General features: G+C 42.4%; 17 protein-coding genes. 7 read left to right on the forward strand and 10 right to left on the reverse strand.

Annotated features, from left to right (window positions below; translation table 11 throughout):
* Window positions 1–13: 13 nt before the first annotated feature.
* Window positions 14–862: an MBL fold metallo-hydrolase gene (locus tag NST65_RS13670; RefSeq protein WP_070326318.1), complete on the reverse strand. Its 849-nt coding sequence runs from the start codon at window positions 860–862 to the stop codon at window positions 14–16.
* Window positions 863–979: 117 nt separating this feature from the next.
* Complete coding sequence (gene trmB, locus NST65_RS13675) at window positions 980–1,621, reverse strand: tRNA (guanosine(46)-N7)-methyltransferase TrmB (RefSeq protein WP_342489000.1); 642 nt, start codon at window positions 1,619–1,621, stop codon at window positions 980–982.
* Between the two features lie 187 nt (window positions 1,622–1,808).
* On the opposite strand from trmB, the gene NST65_RS13680 reads away from it, so the two are divergent.
* Window positions 1,809–2,084 carry a YtzH-like family protein gene (locus NST65_RS13680; protein WP_024424867.1) on the forward strand — a complete coding sequence of 92 codons (276 nt, stop codon included), beginning with the start codon at window positions 1,809–1,811 and terminating at the stop codon, window positions 2,082–2,084.
* On the opposite strand, the gene NST65_RS13685 is transcribed toward NST65_RS13680, so the two are convergent.
* The 4 genes from NST65_RS13685 to thpR all read right to left on the reverse strand — a co-directional run bounded on the left by NST65_RS13685 (window position 2,081) and on the right by thpR (window position 5,656).
* Window positions 2,081–2,881, reverse strand: coding sequence for a phosphotransferase family protein (locus tag NST65_RS13685; protein ID WP_254001407.1), 801 nt, complete (start codon window positions 2,879–2,881; stop codon window positions 2,081–2,083). The genes NST65_RS13680 and NST65_RS13685 overlap by 4 nt on opposite strands.
* Before the next feature lie 284 nt (window positions 2,882–3,165).
* Entirely contained in the window at window positions 3,166–4,095 is a 930-nt protein-coding gene (locus NST65_RS13690; RefSeq protein ID WP_034279500.1) for a YegS/Rv2252/BmrU family lipid kinase, read from the reverse strand.
* 48 nt (window positions 4,096–4,143) lie between these two features.
* A complete protein-coding gene (locus NST65_RS13695; protein WP_024424870.1) occupies window positions 4,144–5,079 on the reverse strand; it encodes a hypothetical protein in 936 nt (311 codons plus the stop codon).
* Between the two features lie 25 nt (window positions 5,080–5,104).
* Window positions 5,105–5,656 carry an RNA 2',3'-cyclic phosphodiesterase gene (gene thpR, locus NST65_RS13700; RefSeq protein ID WP_046312102.1) on the reverse strand — a complete coding sequence of 184 codons (552 nt, stop codon included), beginning with the start codon at window positions 5,654–5,656 and terminating at the stop codon, window positions 5,105–5,107.
* A gap of 91 nt (window positions 5,657–5,747) precedes the next feature.
* Between thpR and cysK the strand changes: the two genes are divergently transcribed.
* On the forward strand, window positions 5,748–6,680 hold the full coding sequence (gene cysK / locus NST65_RS13705) for a cysteine synthase A (protein WP_185907636.1): 933 nt from the start codon (window positions 5,748–5,750) through the stop codon (window positions 6,678–6,680).
* 48 nt (window positions 6,681–6,728) lie between these two features.
* Here the strand turns inward: cysK and NST65_RS13710 are convergent, their stop codons facing one another.
* Together NST65_RS13710 and pepV are read right to left on the reverse strand one after the other, a co-directional pair.
* Complete coding sequence (locus NST65_RS13710) at window positions 6,729–7,355, reverse strand: Type 1 glutamine amidotransferase-like domain-containing protein (protein WP_046312106.1); 627 nt, start codon at window positions 7,353–7,355, stop codon at window positions 6,729–6,731.
* 28 nt (window positions 7,356–7,383) lie between these two features.
* Window positions 7,384–8,784 carry a dipeptidase PepV gene (gene pepV, locus NST65_RS13715; protein ID WP_211043065.1) on the reverse strand — a complete coding sequence of 467 codons (1,401 nt, stop codon included), beginning with the start codon at window positions 8,782–8,784 and terminating at the stop codon, window positions 7,384–7,386.
* A 94-nt stretch (window positions 8,785–8,878) separates the two neighbouring features.
* On the opposite strand from pepV, the gene NST65_RS13720 reads away from it, so the two are divergent.
* Both NST65_RS13720 and NST65_RS13725 read left to right on the forward strand, forming a co-directional pair.
* Window positions 8,879–10,177, forward strand: a complete 1,299-nt coding sequence (locus NST65_RS13720; RefSeq protein ID WP_034279487.1) for an NCS2 family permease — start codon at window positions 8,879–8,881, stop codon at window positions 10,175–10,177.
* Between the two features lie 372 nt (window positions 10,178–10,549).
* Window positions 10,550–10,771: a DeoR family transcriptional regulator gene (locus NST65_RS13725; protein WP_008356419.1), complete on the forward strand. Its 222-nt coding sequence runs from the start codon at window positions 10,550–10,552 to the stop codon at window positions 10,769–10,771.
* A gap of 69 nt (window positions 10,772–10,840) precedes the next feature.
* On the opposite strand, the gene NST65_RS13730 is transcribed toward NST65_RS13725, so the two are convergent.
* A complete protein-coding gene (locus NST65_RS13730; protein ID WP_046312109.1) occupies window positions 10,841–11,557 on the reverse strand; it encodes a pseudouridine synthase in 717 nt (238 codons plus the stop codon).
* A gap of 16 nt (window positions 11,558–11,573) precedes the next feature.
* A complete protein-coding gene (locus NST65_RS13735) occupies window positions 11,574–13,196 on the reverse strand; it encodes a polysaccharide biosynthesis protein (RefSeq protein WP_065214506.1) in 1,623 nt (540 codons plus the stop codon).
* 175 nt (window positions 13,197–13,371) lie between these two features.
* On the opposite strand from NST65_RS13735, the gene NST65_RS13740 reads away from it, so the two are divergent.
* The 3 genes from NST65_RS13740 (at window position 13,372) to NST65_RS13750 (ending at window position 16,510) form a co-directional block, all read left to right on the forward strand.
* Window positions 13,372–14,643 carry an NAD(P)/FAD-dependent oxidoreductase gene (locus tag NST65_RS13740; RefSeq protein WP_034279477.1) on the forward strand — a complete coding sequence of 424 codons (1,272 nt, stop codon included), beginning with the start codon at window positions 13,372–13,374 and terminating at the stop codon, window positions 14,641–14,643.
* Complete coding sequence (locus NST65_RS13745) at window positions 14,640–14,837, forward strand: hypothetical protein (RefSeq protein ID WP_024424878.1); 198 nt, start codon at window positions 14,640–14,642, stop codon at window positions 14,835–14,837. Before NST65_RS13740 ends, NST65_RS13745 begins: the two co-directional genes overlap by 4 nt.
* A gap of 140 nt (window positions 14,838–14,977) precedes the next feature.
* The gene (locus tag NST65_RS13750; protein ID WP_034279475.1) at window positions 14,978–16,510 is read left to right on the forward strand and encodes a BCCT family transporter; all 1,533 of its coding nucleotides are present in this window, start codon (window positions 14,978–14,980) and stop codon (window positions 16,508–16,510) included.
* Window positions 16,511–16,616 lie beyond the last annotated feature (106 nt).

Here is a 16,616-nt window from a genome sequence, read left to right on the forward strand (position 1 = left end):
TACAGATGATCTTTTATCTTCCTGTTTCTCTTTTGATGTCGTGTGTGATCTGCCCGTCTTCGTCCCATTTTACAGCACGATAAATGGCATCATGATAAAACAAGTACCATGCATTTTTTTCTTCTGCAAATGCCTGCCACTTTTGCTTGGCTGGAATCGAGGTCATTGGGTAATCATCATATGCCAAAACCCAAAGTGGATTTTTATGAGCATGTGTTGGCATGATATCAGCTAAATGAATCGCTGTTTCGCCCTCACTTGTGAGCGTTAAAATGCTATGACCATTGCTATGGCCGCCTGTATGATGCAGCTCGATTCCTTCTGTCACTTCGATGCTTTCTTCAAATGTGACGACTTGATCTGCCACAGGCTCCCAGTTTTCTTTCCAATATGTATTTCTTGAGCGAATGTTTGGCGCTCTCATTTCATCCCATTCGATTTTCGATGTGATGATTTTTGCCTGCTGAAAAACAGACACGAGCTTATCGCCTTCACGTTTTGTTAATCCGCTGGCATGATCAAAGTGCAGATGTGTCATCAATACGTAATCAATATCTGATGGGCGCAGGCCAAGCGCCGCTAGAGATTCTTCCAATTTGGTTTCCTCTGTCACGCCGTAATTGCGTTTTTGTTTATCTGTCAGCTTCCCTGATCCGATGCCGGAATCCACTAACAGGTGAAGACCCTTCCACCGAATGAGAATTGGATCACATCGTAATTCAATTTGATTGCGGTCATTTACCGGGTATTTTTTTGACCATAATGGCTTTGGCACGACACCAAACATCGCTCCGCCGTCCATGTGCGTATCTCCCCCGTTTAACCAAAACAGTTCCATTTCACCTATTTTCATTGTCTCCATTGCTGTCATCCCTCCTTTTTCTATCGTAGCAAATACAGCCAAAAATCGCATGCACCAATCTTTTCATAAAAAAAGCTGACTGCCATTTTTCTATTGCAGCCAGCTTGATATCACTTGTTATTCTGGGAATTTGACTTCTGATCGATAGATCGGTTGTCCCATAGCCGAGAATTTCTCTTCATATTCAGTCATCACGTTTCCTTCTAAGCCGTCCTCATGTAAATCTAGGCTGACATACGTTAAAAGAAGGCCATATGCAGAAAAACTTTTTAAGGAATATTCAAATAACCCGCGGTTATCTGTTTTGAAATGTAACTCACCGCCTGGACGGAGTATATGTTCATATCGCTCTAAAAAGGTTTTAAACGTCAATCTGCGCTTTTCGTGTCTTGCTTTTGGCCACGGATCAGAGAAATTCAAATACACCCGGTCAATCTCATTTTCCGCAAACACATCTGTCAGCGTCTCAGCATTGATGTTCAAAAGCTTTACATTTTCAACATCTGTCTCTTTGATTTTATCTACTGCCGTCACAATAACACTTTTAAATAATTCAATGCCAATATAGTTGATATCAGGATGAAGCTTGCCCATTCCAGCAATAAAGCTCCCTTTTCCTGTCCCAACTTCGATATGGATTGGATGATCATTTCCAAACAGCTCATGCCATTTCCCTTTATATTGCTCGGGACTTGCTAAAGCAATATGAGCATTCTCAGCTAAGTAATCATCCGCCCATGGTTTATGTCGCATTCTCAATTTGATACACCTCTATTTTCTTTACATTTTATCAAGATACCATGAAACATAAAGACCCGCAAGACAGCATCTTCTATGTCCATATAAAAAGACCAGCCCTCGCTTGAGCTGGTCTGCCGCATGTATAAATTGGACGCTGAATGCACAGTTTAACCTCATAAATGACACGCAGGAAAGGAGCATTTGTATGGGTTTAAACCGTCAACATCAGCTTCAATTAATCAAAGATATTTTAACCGATCACCAGCTGGATTGCTGCGGGACTGTTGCAGAATATGAACAGGTGGGACGCGTGATTCAATTAATGCTGGCAAAAGAAGATCTGGATGCCGACATTCGTCAGCTGTTAACAGATATTTATGATTACAGCCAAAAGGGCACCTCTGTCAGTTCAATTGATGCACATATTGAGGAGCATCAATCACATCTGTCTGAGTGGGTCGAGAACATTCCACTGTCTTAATGGATGTTTAACCGTTTTAAGAGTGCATTTAGCTCCGCTTGCACTTCTTTTTGCGCCTTTTCATTCCCTTTTCGTTTATGCCAAACGACAAACGATACGGTTTCAGCGAGCACGTACCACGCCATGCGCTTTCGCAAATTGTCCGTCAGCGGGGCGCCGTACATAGAGAGCCAGCTTTCCCAGTTCTCTTCTTCAACATAATGGTATAAAAGCGGTCCAAGATCAATCGCTGGGTCTGCAATCATCGCCCCATCCCAATCGATCAAATAGAGCTGGTTTTCATCTGTCAGCAGCCAATTATTATGATTGAGATCGCAATGACAGACGACCTTGTCCTCAAAATAGACAGCCTCCACATGCTTCTCTAAATACTGGATGGCACGCGAAATGTCTTGTGAATCAATTTGCTCGTTTAATATGGACTGTTTCAGATGCATCAGAATGGATTCTGGGTCTAGAGAGTGCTTCTCTAATCGTTTCAGCATATCGAGCAATTCTTTTGATGTATGGATTTTTCTTAGCTGCTCTGCTACAGGACGATCATTCATGTCCTTTGGCTTCAGCTCTCTGCCGCTCAGCCAGTGCTGTGCAGTAATCACATCTCCATTTTCCATCCGTTTTGTCCAGACAAGCTTCGGCACAATGCCTTCAGCTGACAAAACCGCAAGAAACGGTGACGTATTGCGTTTTAAAAATAGCTTTTGGTCATTGTGTGTTGCGAAGTACGCATCTCCCGTAGCGCCTCCAGCCGGAGAGATGTGCCATTCGCTACCTAATATTTGTCCCAACCAGTTCATATCAATTTTCAACCCATCATTTCTTAAAATATTTTAAATCTTGCTTTTTTAGTCGACAAAATTCAGCCGATTGAGGATCAATTGGCTGTTTCTTTTTTTATTTATATGATCATAAAAACAAAAAGGACAGCTATTGAGAATGAGATGCTAAACAATAGCCGTCCTATAGATTTTATCGTTACCTTCTTATACTCGTCAAGCAAAACTAAAAAATCAGGACAAGAACCTTACGAAAAAGAAGGCTTTTTTCATGGTTCTTTGACTAAGGATATACCGCAAGTTATTTAAGCACGTAATTTTAAGGATCGTTCACTTGCCTTTACAAAGACAGGCGTTGCGCCGATCACTTCTCCATCTGCGTGAAATAAGATTTTTTCATCTGCTTCTAAAAACGCTTCCTCATGCTGAAACAGGGTAACCCCCTTCATCCCAAGGTGCTTTCGGAACACCATCGCGCTTAGAAACAAGAGGACTTTGAATGGATTCAAATCTGTGACAACCAACGTTTGAAAACCTGGCTGCCTCGCACTCACTTCCGGTGCCGCTTCCAGCCCTCCCCCGTAATACGGGTGATTGCAGACGATCACAAACCACACTTGGCGAAAGACTTTCTTCTCATTTTCAATAAATAACGCAAGATCAAACGGCTTAAACGACCATAAAGAATGGAGAAATGACAGAGGGTAGATGATAAAGCCAAGCCCCAGCCGTTTCAGCCACTTTTTCCCTCTAAAATGCACCGTTTTCCTCAGTACATGTGCGTCAAACCCCGCACCGATATGATTGAGAAAGAGAACAGATTGCGGACTTTCGGCATGATCTTGAAAGGAGCCGAGAGAAAATGTTTTGGTGAGCATTCTCTTTTGCTTTCTCACTTCTTTTAGGACATCATGACGATGGATACCGAGACCCTTCGCAGCATCATTCCAATGACCAGCAGGGACAAAACTAAGCTGCACATGATCGATTTCCTTTAAGCCATTCAGTACTTCATGAATGGTGCCGTCACCGCCAATAACAATCAAGCGCTTCAGCCTGTCATCCTGCATGGCACTGATTTGTCTTGCCAAAACTTCTGCATGGCCTTCATGCTGGGTGAGAAATGATCGATAAGAGACCTCCACCTTTTGTAATTCTTTCTCTATGCTCCTCCATGTGCGGAGTCCTTTTCCATGTCCTGCTTCTGGATTAACGATAAAGTACCATTCATTCATATATTAGCTCCACTCAGGTCTCATTTTTCGTGACCTTCCATCATGCCTTTAATCGAGCCATTCCTGTCTTCTTTTGCTGTCTGATTCACCATAAGCAAGCAATGCCTTTGTCGCCTTAAATTGCTGATGCTTTGTCGGCGCCGTATTTTTCCGCTGCTTTTCAAACCACTCTTCTGCCTTCTTCTTATCGATAACCTCCATCCCATATGGAACTTCAGGTAAATCAATATAAGAGGTTCGGCTGATGAGGATTTTTTTCACAGGAAGGTCTACACCACTTTGCTGTAAGATCTTTGACACGACGGTGCCAGATCGCAAAAGGCTTGCACAAGGATTCAAGACGGACTGAACAGCTTTCCCAGTCGCCCGTTTTTCCCAAAAACGTTCCTTCGTTCCGATATAGACGCTGTCTGGCTCAGCCTCTAAGAAAGATAAACAGATCACTTCGAGCGGCGTGATGAGTATCGGACATAATTCCATCTCAGCTTTTTGAATGAGCAGCACCGGCTTGTACATCACAAAATAAGAATCCGGAAGCTGCCTTGCAAGCATCCGCAGCTTTTCATCATACCGAATATGATGGGAAACGGTTGAAATATGTGAAATCGTCGAACTCGCCCATTTTAATTGCACTTCAAAGAGATGATCCTTAAAAAAGTGAATCAGCTTCGTTTCATCGGTAGGAACGTTTCTGAAAACCCCTTGCTCTATATCTGTCGGCTCGTTAAAAAGACTCAGGTCCCGTTCCTTTTTCATATCGGCTTCTTTTTGCTTTCTCTTTAAGGAGAATTTCTTTCTCTTTTCTTCCTCTTGTTCTGGCGCTTGTTGAGGAATTTGATCAAACGGTTGCTGCGCCTCCTCTTTTGAAGCCTTTTTTAACTCGTCCCATCTTTGTTTTTTCAACCGATTGAATTGATTGATATAGTGATGCGGGTCTTGTTCATATCGTGATATATAATCTTGAATTTTGATAATTTGCGCCATCTGCTGCTCACTCCAACTTCTAGAATCATTTATGTAGTGTAAATTGTTTGATTGCGTGATAACGAGGGGTTTCCTTCGGACGTATTTCAAATAAAGTGATACGAGAAACCTCCATCACATATGGCTCTTTGCGTAAAGGTGCTTGCTTTTCATAAGGGTCATCCGCATTCCATTTGCGCGCAATCGTCATATGCGGATGAAACGGTCTCTTTTCAACAGGGTGTCCTGCTGACAAGACGGCTTCCTTTACCTTTTCTCTTAAGTGCATGAGCGGCTCACTTTCATGAGGCTTTGCAAAAAAGACTCTTGGGCGTTCCTTCGCACCAAACTGCCCTACCTCATTCAGCTCTAGTGGAAATGCAGACGCTTCATTTGAAAGGATGTCAAGCAGGTGAATGATCTTTTTTAAACGCTCTTCTGGAATGGCGCCTAAAAAGATAAGGGTCACATGATAATCATGTGGTGCTGTCCATTTTTGAAAGAACAGTCCGCTCCTTTGATCAATGTCTTGTTTGATTTGATGCGCAAGTTGTTCAGGGATGTGAATCCCTATAAAATAATGACGGCTTTCTGACACAATATCACCTGTCCTTTTTTAACAAACTTTACGAATCCCCATTGATGATAGTATAACTAAAGAAATGCGGAATGAGAAGAAAGGGTGTCATCTGATGAAAGTTGCACAAAATATAGCTGAGCTGATTGGCGATACACCGCTTGTCAAATTACAGCGGCTCCAGCCAGAAAATGCGGCGGCTGTTTACTTAAAGCTGGAATCATTTAATCCGAGCGGAAGTGTAAAAGACCGCGCGGCTTACAATATGATCATTGAAGCAGAAAAACAAGGGAAGCTCACAAAAGGAGCAACCATTATTGAGCCTACGAGCGGGAATACAGGGATTGGTTTAGCCATGAATGCCGCCGCAAGAGGCTACAAAGCCATCCTTGTCATGCCTGATACGATGACAAAGGAAAGAATCAATATTTTGAAGGCATACGGGGCGCAGGTCGTCTTAACCCCAGGAGAAGAAAAAATGCCAGGCTGCATCCGCAAGGCTGAGGAACTGGCTGCTCAAATTCCTCACAGCTTTATTCCCATGCAGTTTGACAATAGAGCGAACCCAGATGCACATAGAGGCACAACAGCAGTCGAAATTATGGAAGCTGTGAAACAACTTGGACAGCCACTTGGAGCCTTTGTCGCAACAGCTGGAACTGGCGGTACTATTACAGGAACTGGAGAGGAATTAAAAAAAGCATTCCCTCATTTAACCATCCGTGTGGCAGAGCCTAAGGGCTCCCCTGTCTTATCTGGCGGGAAACCTGGGAAGCATAAGCTCGTTGGCACAAGCCCAGGATTTATCCCCCATATTTTAAACGAGCACGTCTATGATGACATCGTTCAGGTAAGTGATGAAGATGCTTATCACATCACACGGCAGCTCGCTCAGCTTGAAGGAATTTTAGTAGGCCCATCCTCTGGGGCGGCTTGCTATGCAGCCATTGAAACAGCCAAGCAATTGCCGGCAGATCAAATTGTGATCTGTATGACAGCAGATACGGGCGAACGATACTTATCAAGTGATGTTTTTCAAGATTAAAAAAGGAACAGGGCGATGAATCCCTGTTCCTTTTTCTTCGTTTATTGGTTAAGATGCTTTGACAGATTTCACCTCAGCCTGCTCCCCTGTGACAAGTAAAGCCTGTTCATCAGTAAGCGGACATAAATCAAGCGTCTGCTGATGCTTCTCTGTGATTTGCTGCGCAGCCTCGCCTAAATAGGTATTGTGCATATGCGGTACTGGATAGCGGCTTATTTCATTGAAAGCTTGATATGATGAAAGCTCCGGTGCCTTCTTTTGATCATCCATCAGAGAGATATATTCAATGCTTGGCGCCATGATAATACTCCCAGCAGACTCTCCGATGTACAGCTTGCCGTTGTTGATTTCTTCTTTCAACACGTCATCGAGACGATGCTTTCTTAATTCCTGCAATAAATAAAACGTGTTGCCTCCTGACACGTAGATCACATCATTTTGTTTGATCATCTGCGAGATCTCTTCAGCGGACTGTTCATCTATCTGCACAGTCTCAAGCTGCATCCCTAATTGCTGAAAGGCTTCCTTCGCTGCCTCTACATAGTGCGTGACTTCTTCTACAGCACTTGCCGTTGGAAAGAAAGTCACGTGCTTTCCTTTTAATGATTCCCCCGCAAAGTCAGATAAGAGAGAATAGCTGTCTTTGAATGAAGAGCATAAGAACATTTTTTTCACTATGAATCCCCTCTTCTCTTTTCCATTTCTATTTTGCTAATTCATACATAGCTTGTGCGTAAAGAGCAGCTGCTCTCAGTAAGTCATCAATTTCAATATATTCATCCTTTTGATGGGCGCAGTCTGGCCTGCCAGGAAATAAAGGTCCAAAGGCAACGCCTGCTTCTAAAGATCTTGCATACGTTCCTCCCCCAATGGCAATAAGGGTTGCAGGATCTCCCGTTTGTTCCTCATATACCCGCTGCAAGGTTTTCACAAGCGGATGATCTTTTGAGACGTGATGCGGAGGGCTGTCTTCGAATTTTAGAACGGACGCCCCTTTTATGCTTTCAATTCCTTTTTTGACGTCCTTGCCGTCTGCTGTTACTGGATAGCGGACATTTAACCCTAGCTTTGCTTCCTCATTCTGTTTAAAGCGGATTGTCCCAACATTCAACGTCAAATCTCCACTAATCTCATCTTTGCAAGCAATTCCCAGCTTTTGTCCTCTTGTATCTTGATCAAATAAAGCGTTGATTTGGGAAGTAAAGGCAAGTCCCTGCTCATCTAATTCGTGTCCGCATAAGAAATTCGCCATATGAATGCCCGCATTTGTCCCATGCGCTGGCTCCATAGCATGAACGGACACCCCTTTTAATGTAAAATGCAGTCCATCTGTTGTGTTCTTTACCTCGCCAGATAATTGATGATCAGCAAGATAGGCTTCGAAGGCTGTTTTTAATGATTCAGCATCGTGTTCCTGTGCAGCAGTCACAGTAGCAGCTGCCTCATCTGGTACCATATTGAGCCTCATACCCGATGTAAATTGCTTCAGCGTATAGCGCTGATGATTCGCTGTTTGTTGATATGTAAATGACACAACCGCATCAATGATCCCTTTTTCCGCATGAATAATCGGAAAATCGGCATCTGGTGCAAATCCAATTTGCGGCATTGGCTCATGCTTGAAATAATGATCCACACAGCGCCAATCACTTTCTTCATCTGTTCCAATGATCATTCGGATTTTTTTCGACAGCTGCAGACCAGAATCTTTTAAGATCTTCAGCGCATAAAATGCCGCCATGGTTGGGCCTTTGTCATCAATAGCCCCGCGTGCAAAGATTTTATTTTCTCTGATGTCAGCTGAAAATGGCGGGGTTGTCCAGCCGTCACCAGCAGGCACCACGTCCACATGGCAAAGCACACCTACAATGTCATCGCCTTCCCCATATTCAATATGACCCGCATAGCCGTCGACATTCTTGACTGTGAAGCCTTCGTCTTCTCCTTTTTTCAGCATATACTGCAGGGCATCATCGACTTTTTCACCAAATGGCTTTCCTTCTTTGCCGCCTTCTTCATCAAGGACACTTTCAATTTGTAAAAAAGATTGTGTGTCCTTGATCAAATCGTCTTTTTTTCGAATTACTTCAGCTTCCCAATTCATTTTTCCATTCCTCCTTGAAAAAAGGTTGCAATCCACCCTTAAAACGAATATTATATTAATTGTTTTGTAATAATGTTCGTAAATGGAGGATTTTATGTTTCAGTTAAAAGAAAATCAAACCAACATAAAGAAAGAAATAATCGCTGGTATGACGACATTCTTTACTATGGTCTATATTGTTGCCGTCAACCCGGGAATTCTTTCAAAAGCAGGTATTCCTTTTGACCAAGTCTTTACTGCAACAATCATCGCTGCTGTTGTCGGTACGCTCTGGATGGCACTATTTGCAAACTATCCGATTGCCATTGCACCAGGCATGGGGCTGAATGTCTATTTCACCTTTACCGTTGTCGGCGGTGGCGGCATCAGCTATCAAACAGCGTTTAGTGCGGTATTTGTTGCTGGTATACTCTTTATTATTTTATCGTTAACATCCCTTAGAAAACAACTGATTCAAGCCATTCCAGACAATTTAAAGTACGGCATTACAGCAGGAATTGGGCTTTTCATTGCATTCATCGGCCTCCGTCAGTCTGGGATCATCGCTGCTGATCCAGAAAACCTTGTGAAGCTTGGCAATTTAAGCTCGCCTGTTGTCATTTTAACGCTTGTCGGCTTAATGATTTCGGTTATTTTAATGGTTCTGCAAATAAATGGTGCACTGTTTATCGGTATGTTAGCGACCACATTGATTGCGCTCGCAACTGGCCAGCTTCATTTCCCTAAAACACTGATGGACATCCCTGCACTGCCTGAAGGCATGCTGATTACAAATCCGATCTCTGCCTTTGGTGACGTGTTCTCTCATCATTTGTATGCCGTCGTCTTCTCCTTCTTACTGGTGACGATTTTTGATACAACAGGCACGATGATCGGCGTTGCAGAACAAGCCGGATTAATGAAAAATGGCCAGCTGCCAAAAGTGCGCAGAGCCCTGCTCGCTGACTCGGCTGCAACGACGGTTGGTTCTATGTTTGGTACAAGCCCAACCACTGCTTATATTGAATCATCATCAGGAGTTGCTGCTGGCGGAAGAACTGGGCTGACGTCTCTAACGGTCGCTGCACTGTTTATTGTGGCATTATTTTTTGGCCCGCTCGTTCAAGCGATTTCTTCTTTACCATCCATCACATCACCTGTTTTAATCATTGTTGGCTGTTTGATGATGAACTCAGTGTCACGCATTCGCTGGAACGAACTAGACGAAGCATTCCCTGCTTTTCTTGTCATTCTTTCGATGCCGCTGACTTCTAGTATTTCTACAGGGATTTCACTTGGATTTATTTCATATCCGCTTGTGAAATTGGCGAAAGGGAAATGGAGAGAAGTACATGTGCTTGTTCTCATCTTTGCGGTCTTATTTTTCATTCAGCTCTTTTTCTTAGAAGGATAACAGAAACAAAAAAGGCACATCCTCACATGGAATGTGTCTTTTTGCTTTTCACTGAATTTTTTATTTTGTAAATTTTCTGTGTTTATTTTTTGGACATTTGAAAATGTCAGCTCCAATCGCATCCCTTATCATTATTGGGTTGTAACCGGATTCAAATCATGATATATACCATATTTCATTTCATGAAGACAAGTTTAAAAACACGTAAAGTTGACTTTTTGGTGGAACTAGATGCATAATAACGTGTATAATAGAATAAAACATTAACAAACACGAACATTTACCATTGTTGCATGTCCTTATTTCGCAGTTTTAGTGTAGTAAGTTGTGGTTAGTCAAGTCCATCCGATCTTATTGATAGGGAGTGGTTTTTTGAAACCTTCAACAAACCGTATGATGACTCGAATCAAATCAGTCTATATGTTCATTCAAGAGAAAGGTCTTGTGACGACACAAGAGCTGGTTGATGAATTCGGGATCACACCTAGAACCATTCAAAGAGACTTAAACGTGCTTGCCTATAACGATCTTGTTCATAGTCCAAGCAGAGGCAAATGGGAAACAACGAGAAAAAAAGTAAAAATATCATCTTAAGCGTATAATGAATTGTCCATATAACAAAAAGAACCGGCGATATGCCGGTTCTTTTCTTTTGTTCTTATGTTATTCGCGATTCATTAAGCTGTCTAATTCTTCATCCGTCAATTCACGGTACTCTCCAGGTGCTAGATCTTCATCTAAAGAGACAGCCCCCATCGAGAGCCTTTTTAAAAAGATCACTTCATTTCCCACCGCTTGCGCCATCAGCTTCACTTGATGGTACTTCCCTTCAGTAATCGTTAGACGGATGCGTGTATCTTCGTCTTCATTCGCATCTACTTCCACCTTCGCCGGCTTCGTGTGATAATCATCTAAGATGACAACGCCCTCTTCAAGACGCTTAATGTCTTGATCTCCTAAAGGATATTTCAAATGAACCTCATACGTTTTTGGCACATGCTTTTTTGGAGAAAGTAATTGATGAGCAAGCTGTCCATCATTTGTGAGGAGAAGGAGACCGACCGTATCCTTATCCAGTCTCCCCACAGGGAATGGCTCCCTTGCGATATCCTCCGGCTCAAGTAAATCGACAACCGTTTCATCCCGCAGATCTTCAGTTGCTGAGATCACCCCGTCTGGCTTGTTCATCATTAAGTAAATGAATTCTTTATATTCTACACGCTCTCCGTGTACGAGCACTTCATCATTTGATGGATCAACATGATCTTTCACCTGCTTTGCCACTTCTCCATTCACTGTGACCGCCCGGGCCTTGACAAGCTTTTTCACATCTTTTCTTGAACCAAAGCCGCTGTTAGCAAGTAATTTATCAAGCCTCATGAATATCTACCTCTTCTTAACTCTTTTTTCTTAAAAATTTCGGCATACGGCTGCCAAGTACACGCTCTAGTAATCCCACCTTATAAGACAAGAACATATACACACCGCCGCCAGTGATCATGGAAATCAAAATGACGATACCCGCTTGTACAATTCCGCCTTCATAAGAAATCACTTGGCTCACAAGTTGACTTGTCACATATGCCACGACAGCCATGATCGCCGTTAAAATACCAATGAGAATAAAACGTTTGAAAATTCTACGGAACGAATAGCCGGCATGGCGTTTAATCATGATAAACATATACAAGATGGACGCACTGTAGCCTAATGCTGTTGCAAGTACAGAACCATTTCCTTGCAGCCAGCTGATCAGCGGGATGTTCAGAACCGTTTTAATAATGATCCCTAACAAAAGACTGACGATGGCAAATTTTTGTTTGTTAATCCCTTGCAGAATCGCTGCATTAATGGTGAATAAAGAAAACAATAATGCAACAGGTGCATACCAGAACAAAATGGAGATCCCAATCTCAGGGTGAACCGATGGATAGAAAAACCAATAAACCGGTCCAGCCAATGCTGAGATACCAAATGATGCAGGCAGCACGAAAAATAAAATGACTTGCATCGTCTGATCAATTTGTCTATTGAGCAGCTTGTAATTACGTGCTGTAAATGATTCCGTTATCGTCGGAATCAAGGTTAAGCCAAACGCTGTTGCAAGTGACACAGGAATCATCACGAGCTTCGGTAAATATAACGTCACAATGGACAATACCGCTGTGCTAATATCCTGATGTCCTGATGCAATCATGGCTCTGTTAATTGTGTTTGTATCGATATAAGAATAAATTGGAATCGCAAGTCCAACAAATACATACGGCGCTGCATAGCTAAACAGCTCTGTAAACATTTGCTTATAAGATAATTCAGAGTGAGCGCCTGTATTCGGCTGCATAGATAAGAGCCGGTCTTTCCGCTTCAGCCAATATAAATAAAGCGTGAATAAACCACCAAATGCACCGATCAGTGCGGCAAATGTTGCATATCCGACAGCAATGACAAGCCCGCCGTCAAGCACCTTTAAAATAATAAACGTCGCCGTTAATAGGAAGATGATTCTGACAAGCTGTTCAATCACTTGGGAAACAGCTGTCGGTCCCATCATGGAGTGTCCTTGGAAGAACCCGCGTACAAGACTCATGATCGGTACAACCAAAAGACCTAAGCTGACCATTCGAATCACATATACTACTTGATCGACAGTCAAACCGCCTGTTTCATTTGATCCGCCAAGCTGAATTTTGGCAAAAATCGGTGCGGACAAATATAAAATAGAAAAGGCGATAATCCCGGTGACAAGCATGACCGACATACCCGCCCTGAACATTTTTCTTGTTGTCTCATAATCGCCGATCGCATTATATTTGGAAACAAATTTTGATACCGCTGTTGGAAAACCAAGCGTAGCAATACTTAAAAAGATCGTATATTGATTGTATCCATATTGGAATAACGCTCCACCAGTTGCTCCAACCATTGCGCTAAATGGAATTAAATAAATCATACCCAGAATACGAGAGAGATACGTCCCTATCGTTAAAACCAACGTACCACGAAGCAGTTTATTAGACATGCGCTTAACCACCATTTTTCTAATGAATATTCAACTTAACTATTTTACCACATCAATTCAACACACAGGTAACAAATCCAATACGGAAGTCACAAAACCAATCAATTCATATTTCAGCCTTCCCTAATCTTCGTTATAATAGAAAAATGACTGAAAGTAGAAAGAGGAATGTAACATGAAACATTATGATGTCATTGTCATTGGCGGCGGACCTTCTGGGCTGATGGCCGCGATTGCATCAGCAGAGCACGGTGCGACTGTTTTGTTAATTGACAAAGGAAACAAACTTGGCAGAAAGCTGGCCATTTCTGGCGGCGGACGCTGTAACGTCACCAACCGCCTTCCAGTAGAAGAAATCATCAAGCATATACCCGGAAACGGCCGTTTTCTATATAGTGCATTTTCTGAGTTCAACAACGAGGATATTATTTCGTTTTTTGAAAACCTTGGCATTGAACTAAAAGAAGAAGACCATGGACGTATGTTCCCTGTCTCAAACAAAGCACAATCTGTTGTGGATGCCCTTCTAGACAGGCTCCGAGCCCTCAATGTCACCATTCGAACGAACGAAAAAATTAAAACAGTTCTGTATCAAGACGGACAAGCAGCTGGAATTGTTACAAATAATGATGAAAAAATTTCAAGTAAGTCTGTCGTCATTGCTGTCGGCGGAAAAAGTGTGCCGCATACCGGCTCTACTGGTGACGGCTATGCATGGGCAGAAGCAGCCGGTCATACCATTACAGAGCTCTTCCCAACAGAGGTACCGGTCACATCCGATGAACGATTTATTAAAGAAAAAGTGCTTCAAGGTCTTTCTTTAAGAAGTGTGGCTGTCAGTGTTTTAAATAAAAAAGGGAAACCCGTCGTCACACACGTCATGGATATGATTTTTACTCACTTTGGTTTATCAGGTCCAGCTGTTCTTAGATGCAGTGGATTTGTTGTGAAGGAATTGAAAAAACAGCCGAGTGTACGTCTTCAAATTGACTTATATCCGAAGCTGAATGACGAGGAGCTGTTCCAAAAGCTTCATCGTGACCTAAAAGATGAACCGAAGAAAGCCATTAAAAATGTCCTCAAGTCTTGGATGCAAGAACGCTATTTATTGTTTCTGTTAGAACGGAACGGGATTGATCCACAAGATACATTCTCTGGTCTAGCCAAGGATAAACTGCGTGCATTTGCCCATGATTGCAAACATTTTATTGTGCATGCAAATGGTACGCTATCCTTGGACAAAGCGTTTGTGACAGGAGGCGGCGTTTCTGTGAAGGAAATTGAACCGAAGAAAATGGCGTCTAAAAAAATGCCCGGTCTTTATTTCTGCGGAGAAATTTTAGACATCCATGGCTACACAGGCGGCTACAATATCACATCAGCACTTGTGACAGGCAGGCTTGCCGGCATGAATGCTGCACTAGAAGCAAAGGAGAGAGATCAATGATCAGACGTGCATTACCGATTGTTCTTGCGGTCGTTATCAGTTTGACAGCTGCTGTTTTCTTGAAGCTGTCCATTACCCCGTTAAAAGTCGCCATTGTTTTGGCGTTTACCATTTTCGCAGTATGTTTAAAAGAATATGTCTACCGTCTTCGTAAACGAATTGAGGAAAAATCGTCTTCCCATATCGATAGTTGATAAATGAAAGCAAAACATGTTACGGTAAAGTAGAGGTCGAGTGAGAAGCTCGCCTCTTTTTGTTTGAAATAAGTTGAGTTAGGGGATATTAAGCGAAGTCCTCTGCTTAAACGTGTAGAACAACAGGAGAGTGAGATGGTGTGAAAAACGTATCAAGTGTATTTTGGATTGTGATTGCGATCACATTTGTTGCCGTGATGTGGGGAGCGTTTTCTCCAGACACATTGCAAAATGTCACAGATCAAATTCAAACATACATTACAAATGACTTTGGCTGGTATTACTTGTTAGTGGTATCACTGCTTGTCGGCTTTTGTCTATTCTTTATCTTTAGCCCAATCGGTAAGATTACGCTAGGAAAACCCGGGGAAGAGCCTGAATTTGGTTTATTTTCTTGGTTTGCTATGCTATTTAGTGCCGGTATGGGAATTGGTCTTGTTTTTTACGGAGCAGCTGAACCGATCAGCCACTATGCTATTCAGTCACCAACAGGAGAGACTGAAACAGCTCAGGCCTTCCGCGATTCCCTTCGCTATACATTTTTCCACTGGGGGCTTCATGCATGGGCTATTTATGCCATTGTTGCACTTTGCATTGCTTACTTTAAATTTAGAAAAGATGCACCTGGCTTAATCAGTGCAACGCTGCAGCCCGTTTTAGGAAATAAAATTCACGGATGGATCGGTAAAACCATCGATTGTATTGCAGTATTTGCAACTGTGGTTGGTGTTGCAACAAGCCTAGGATTAGGCGCGGCACAAATAAATGGTGGATTGAATTACCTTTTTCATATTCCAATTGCCTTTAGCACACAATTGATCATTATTATCATTGTGACAGTGCTTTTCCTTGCATCTGCTTTAAGCGGGATTGGAAAAGGCATTAAATACTTAAGTAATATCAATATGGTATTAGCAGCTGTTCTGATGTTTTTCTTACTTTTGGTAGGTCCAACTGTTTTTATCTTAAATTCTTTTACTGATTCGATTGGACAATACTTATCCAATATCGTTCAAATGAGCTTTCGTCTATCTCCCAATGATCCTGAAAAGAGAGAATGGATTAATGGATGGACGATCTTTTATTGGGCATGGTGGATTTCTTGGGCTCCATTTGTCGGGATCTTTATCGCTAGAGTGTCTCGCGGGCGGACAATTCGCGAATTTTTAGTGGGTGTCTTAGTCGCTCCTTCCATCCTAGTATTCCTATGGTTCTCGATTTTCGGTGTATCTGCAATGGACTTACAGCAAAAGAATATTGTCGATGTTGCAGGTCTTTCAACTGAAACGATGCTCTTCGGTGTACTGAATGAATATCCGCTGGCGATGATTACATCGATACTGGCACTCATTTTAATCGCCGTATTCTTTATTACATCGGCTGATTCAGCTACATTTGTGCTTGGAATGCAGACAACCTACGGATCATTGAACCCTTCTGGCAGTGTCAAAGTCAGCTGGGGCATTATACAATCGGCTGTTGCTGCTGTGCTTTTATTTTCAGGGGGACTTGAAGCCCTGCAAAATACAGCCAAGCTCGCAGCCTTACCGTTCTCCGTTGTCATTATATTGATGATTGTCTCGCTGTATAAATCACTAAATGATGAACGAAGAATCATCAAACAAACCAATCAAGTCAATAAACCAAGAAGTCCAAGAGTAAAAAAAGCATAATCGCAAGCGAGAAAAAGCCGTTCCTTATCCGAACGGCTTTTTTCTATATATACAATTTAAGATTGTCGCGAGCTTGAGGATTCCTTTAAAATAGTGATGAATCATC

Source organism: Bacillus sp. FSL P4-0248 (assembly GCF_038593305.1).
Lineage (GTDB): Bacteria > Bacillota > Bacilli > Bacillales > Bacillaceae > Bacillus > Bacillus safensis.

Excerpts from the sequence above, each read along its gene's own strand:
- NST65_RS13745 (WP_024424878.1), top strand. The coding sequence starts at position 14,640 with ATGATCAGACGTGCATTACCGATTGTTCTTGCGGTCGTTATCAGTTTG.
- NST65_RS13680 (WP_024424867.1), top strand. The coding sequence starts at position 1,809 with ATGGGTTTAAACCGTCAACATCAGCTTCAATTAATCAAAGATATTTTA.
- NST65_RS13740 (WP_034279477.1), top strand. The coding sequence starts at position 13,372 with ATGAAACATTATGATGTCATTGTCATTGGCGGCGGACCTTCTGGGCTG.
- NST65_RS13720 (WP_034279487.1), top strand. The coding sequence starts at position 8,879 with ATGTTTCAGTTAAAAGAAAATCAAACCAACATAAAGAAAGAAATAATC.
- NST65_RS13735 (WP_065214506.1), bottom strand. The coding sequence starts at position 13,196 with ATGTCTAATAAACTGCTTCGTGGTACGTTGGTTTTAACGATAGGGACG.
- NST65_RS13690 (WP_034279500.1), bottom strand. The coding sequence starts at position 4,095 with ATGAATGAATGGTACTTTATCGTTAATCCAGAAGCAGGACATGGAAAA.
- NST65_RS13670 (WP_070326318.1), bottom strand. The coding sequence starts at position 862 with ATGGAGACAATGAAAATAGGTGAAATGGAACTGTTTTGGTTAAACGGG.
- NST65_RS13730 (WP_046312109.1), bottom strand. The coding sequence starts at position 11,557 with ATGAGGCTTGATAAATTACTTGCTAACAGCGGCTTTGGTTCAAGAAAA.
- NST65_RS13685 (WP_254001407.1), bottom strand. The coding sequence starts at position 2,881 with ATGAACTGGTTGGGACAAATATTAGGTAGCGAATGGCACATCTCTCCG.
- pepV (WP_211043065.1), bottom strand. The coding sequence starts at position 8,784 with ATGAATTGGGAAGCTGAAGTAATTCGAAAAAAAGACGATTTGATCAAG.
- NST65_RS13695 (WP_024424870.1), bottom strand. The coding sequence starts at position 5,079 with ATGGCGCAAATTATCAAAATTCAAGATTATATATCACGATATGAACAA.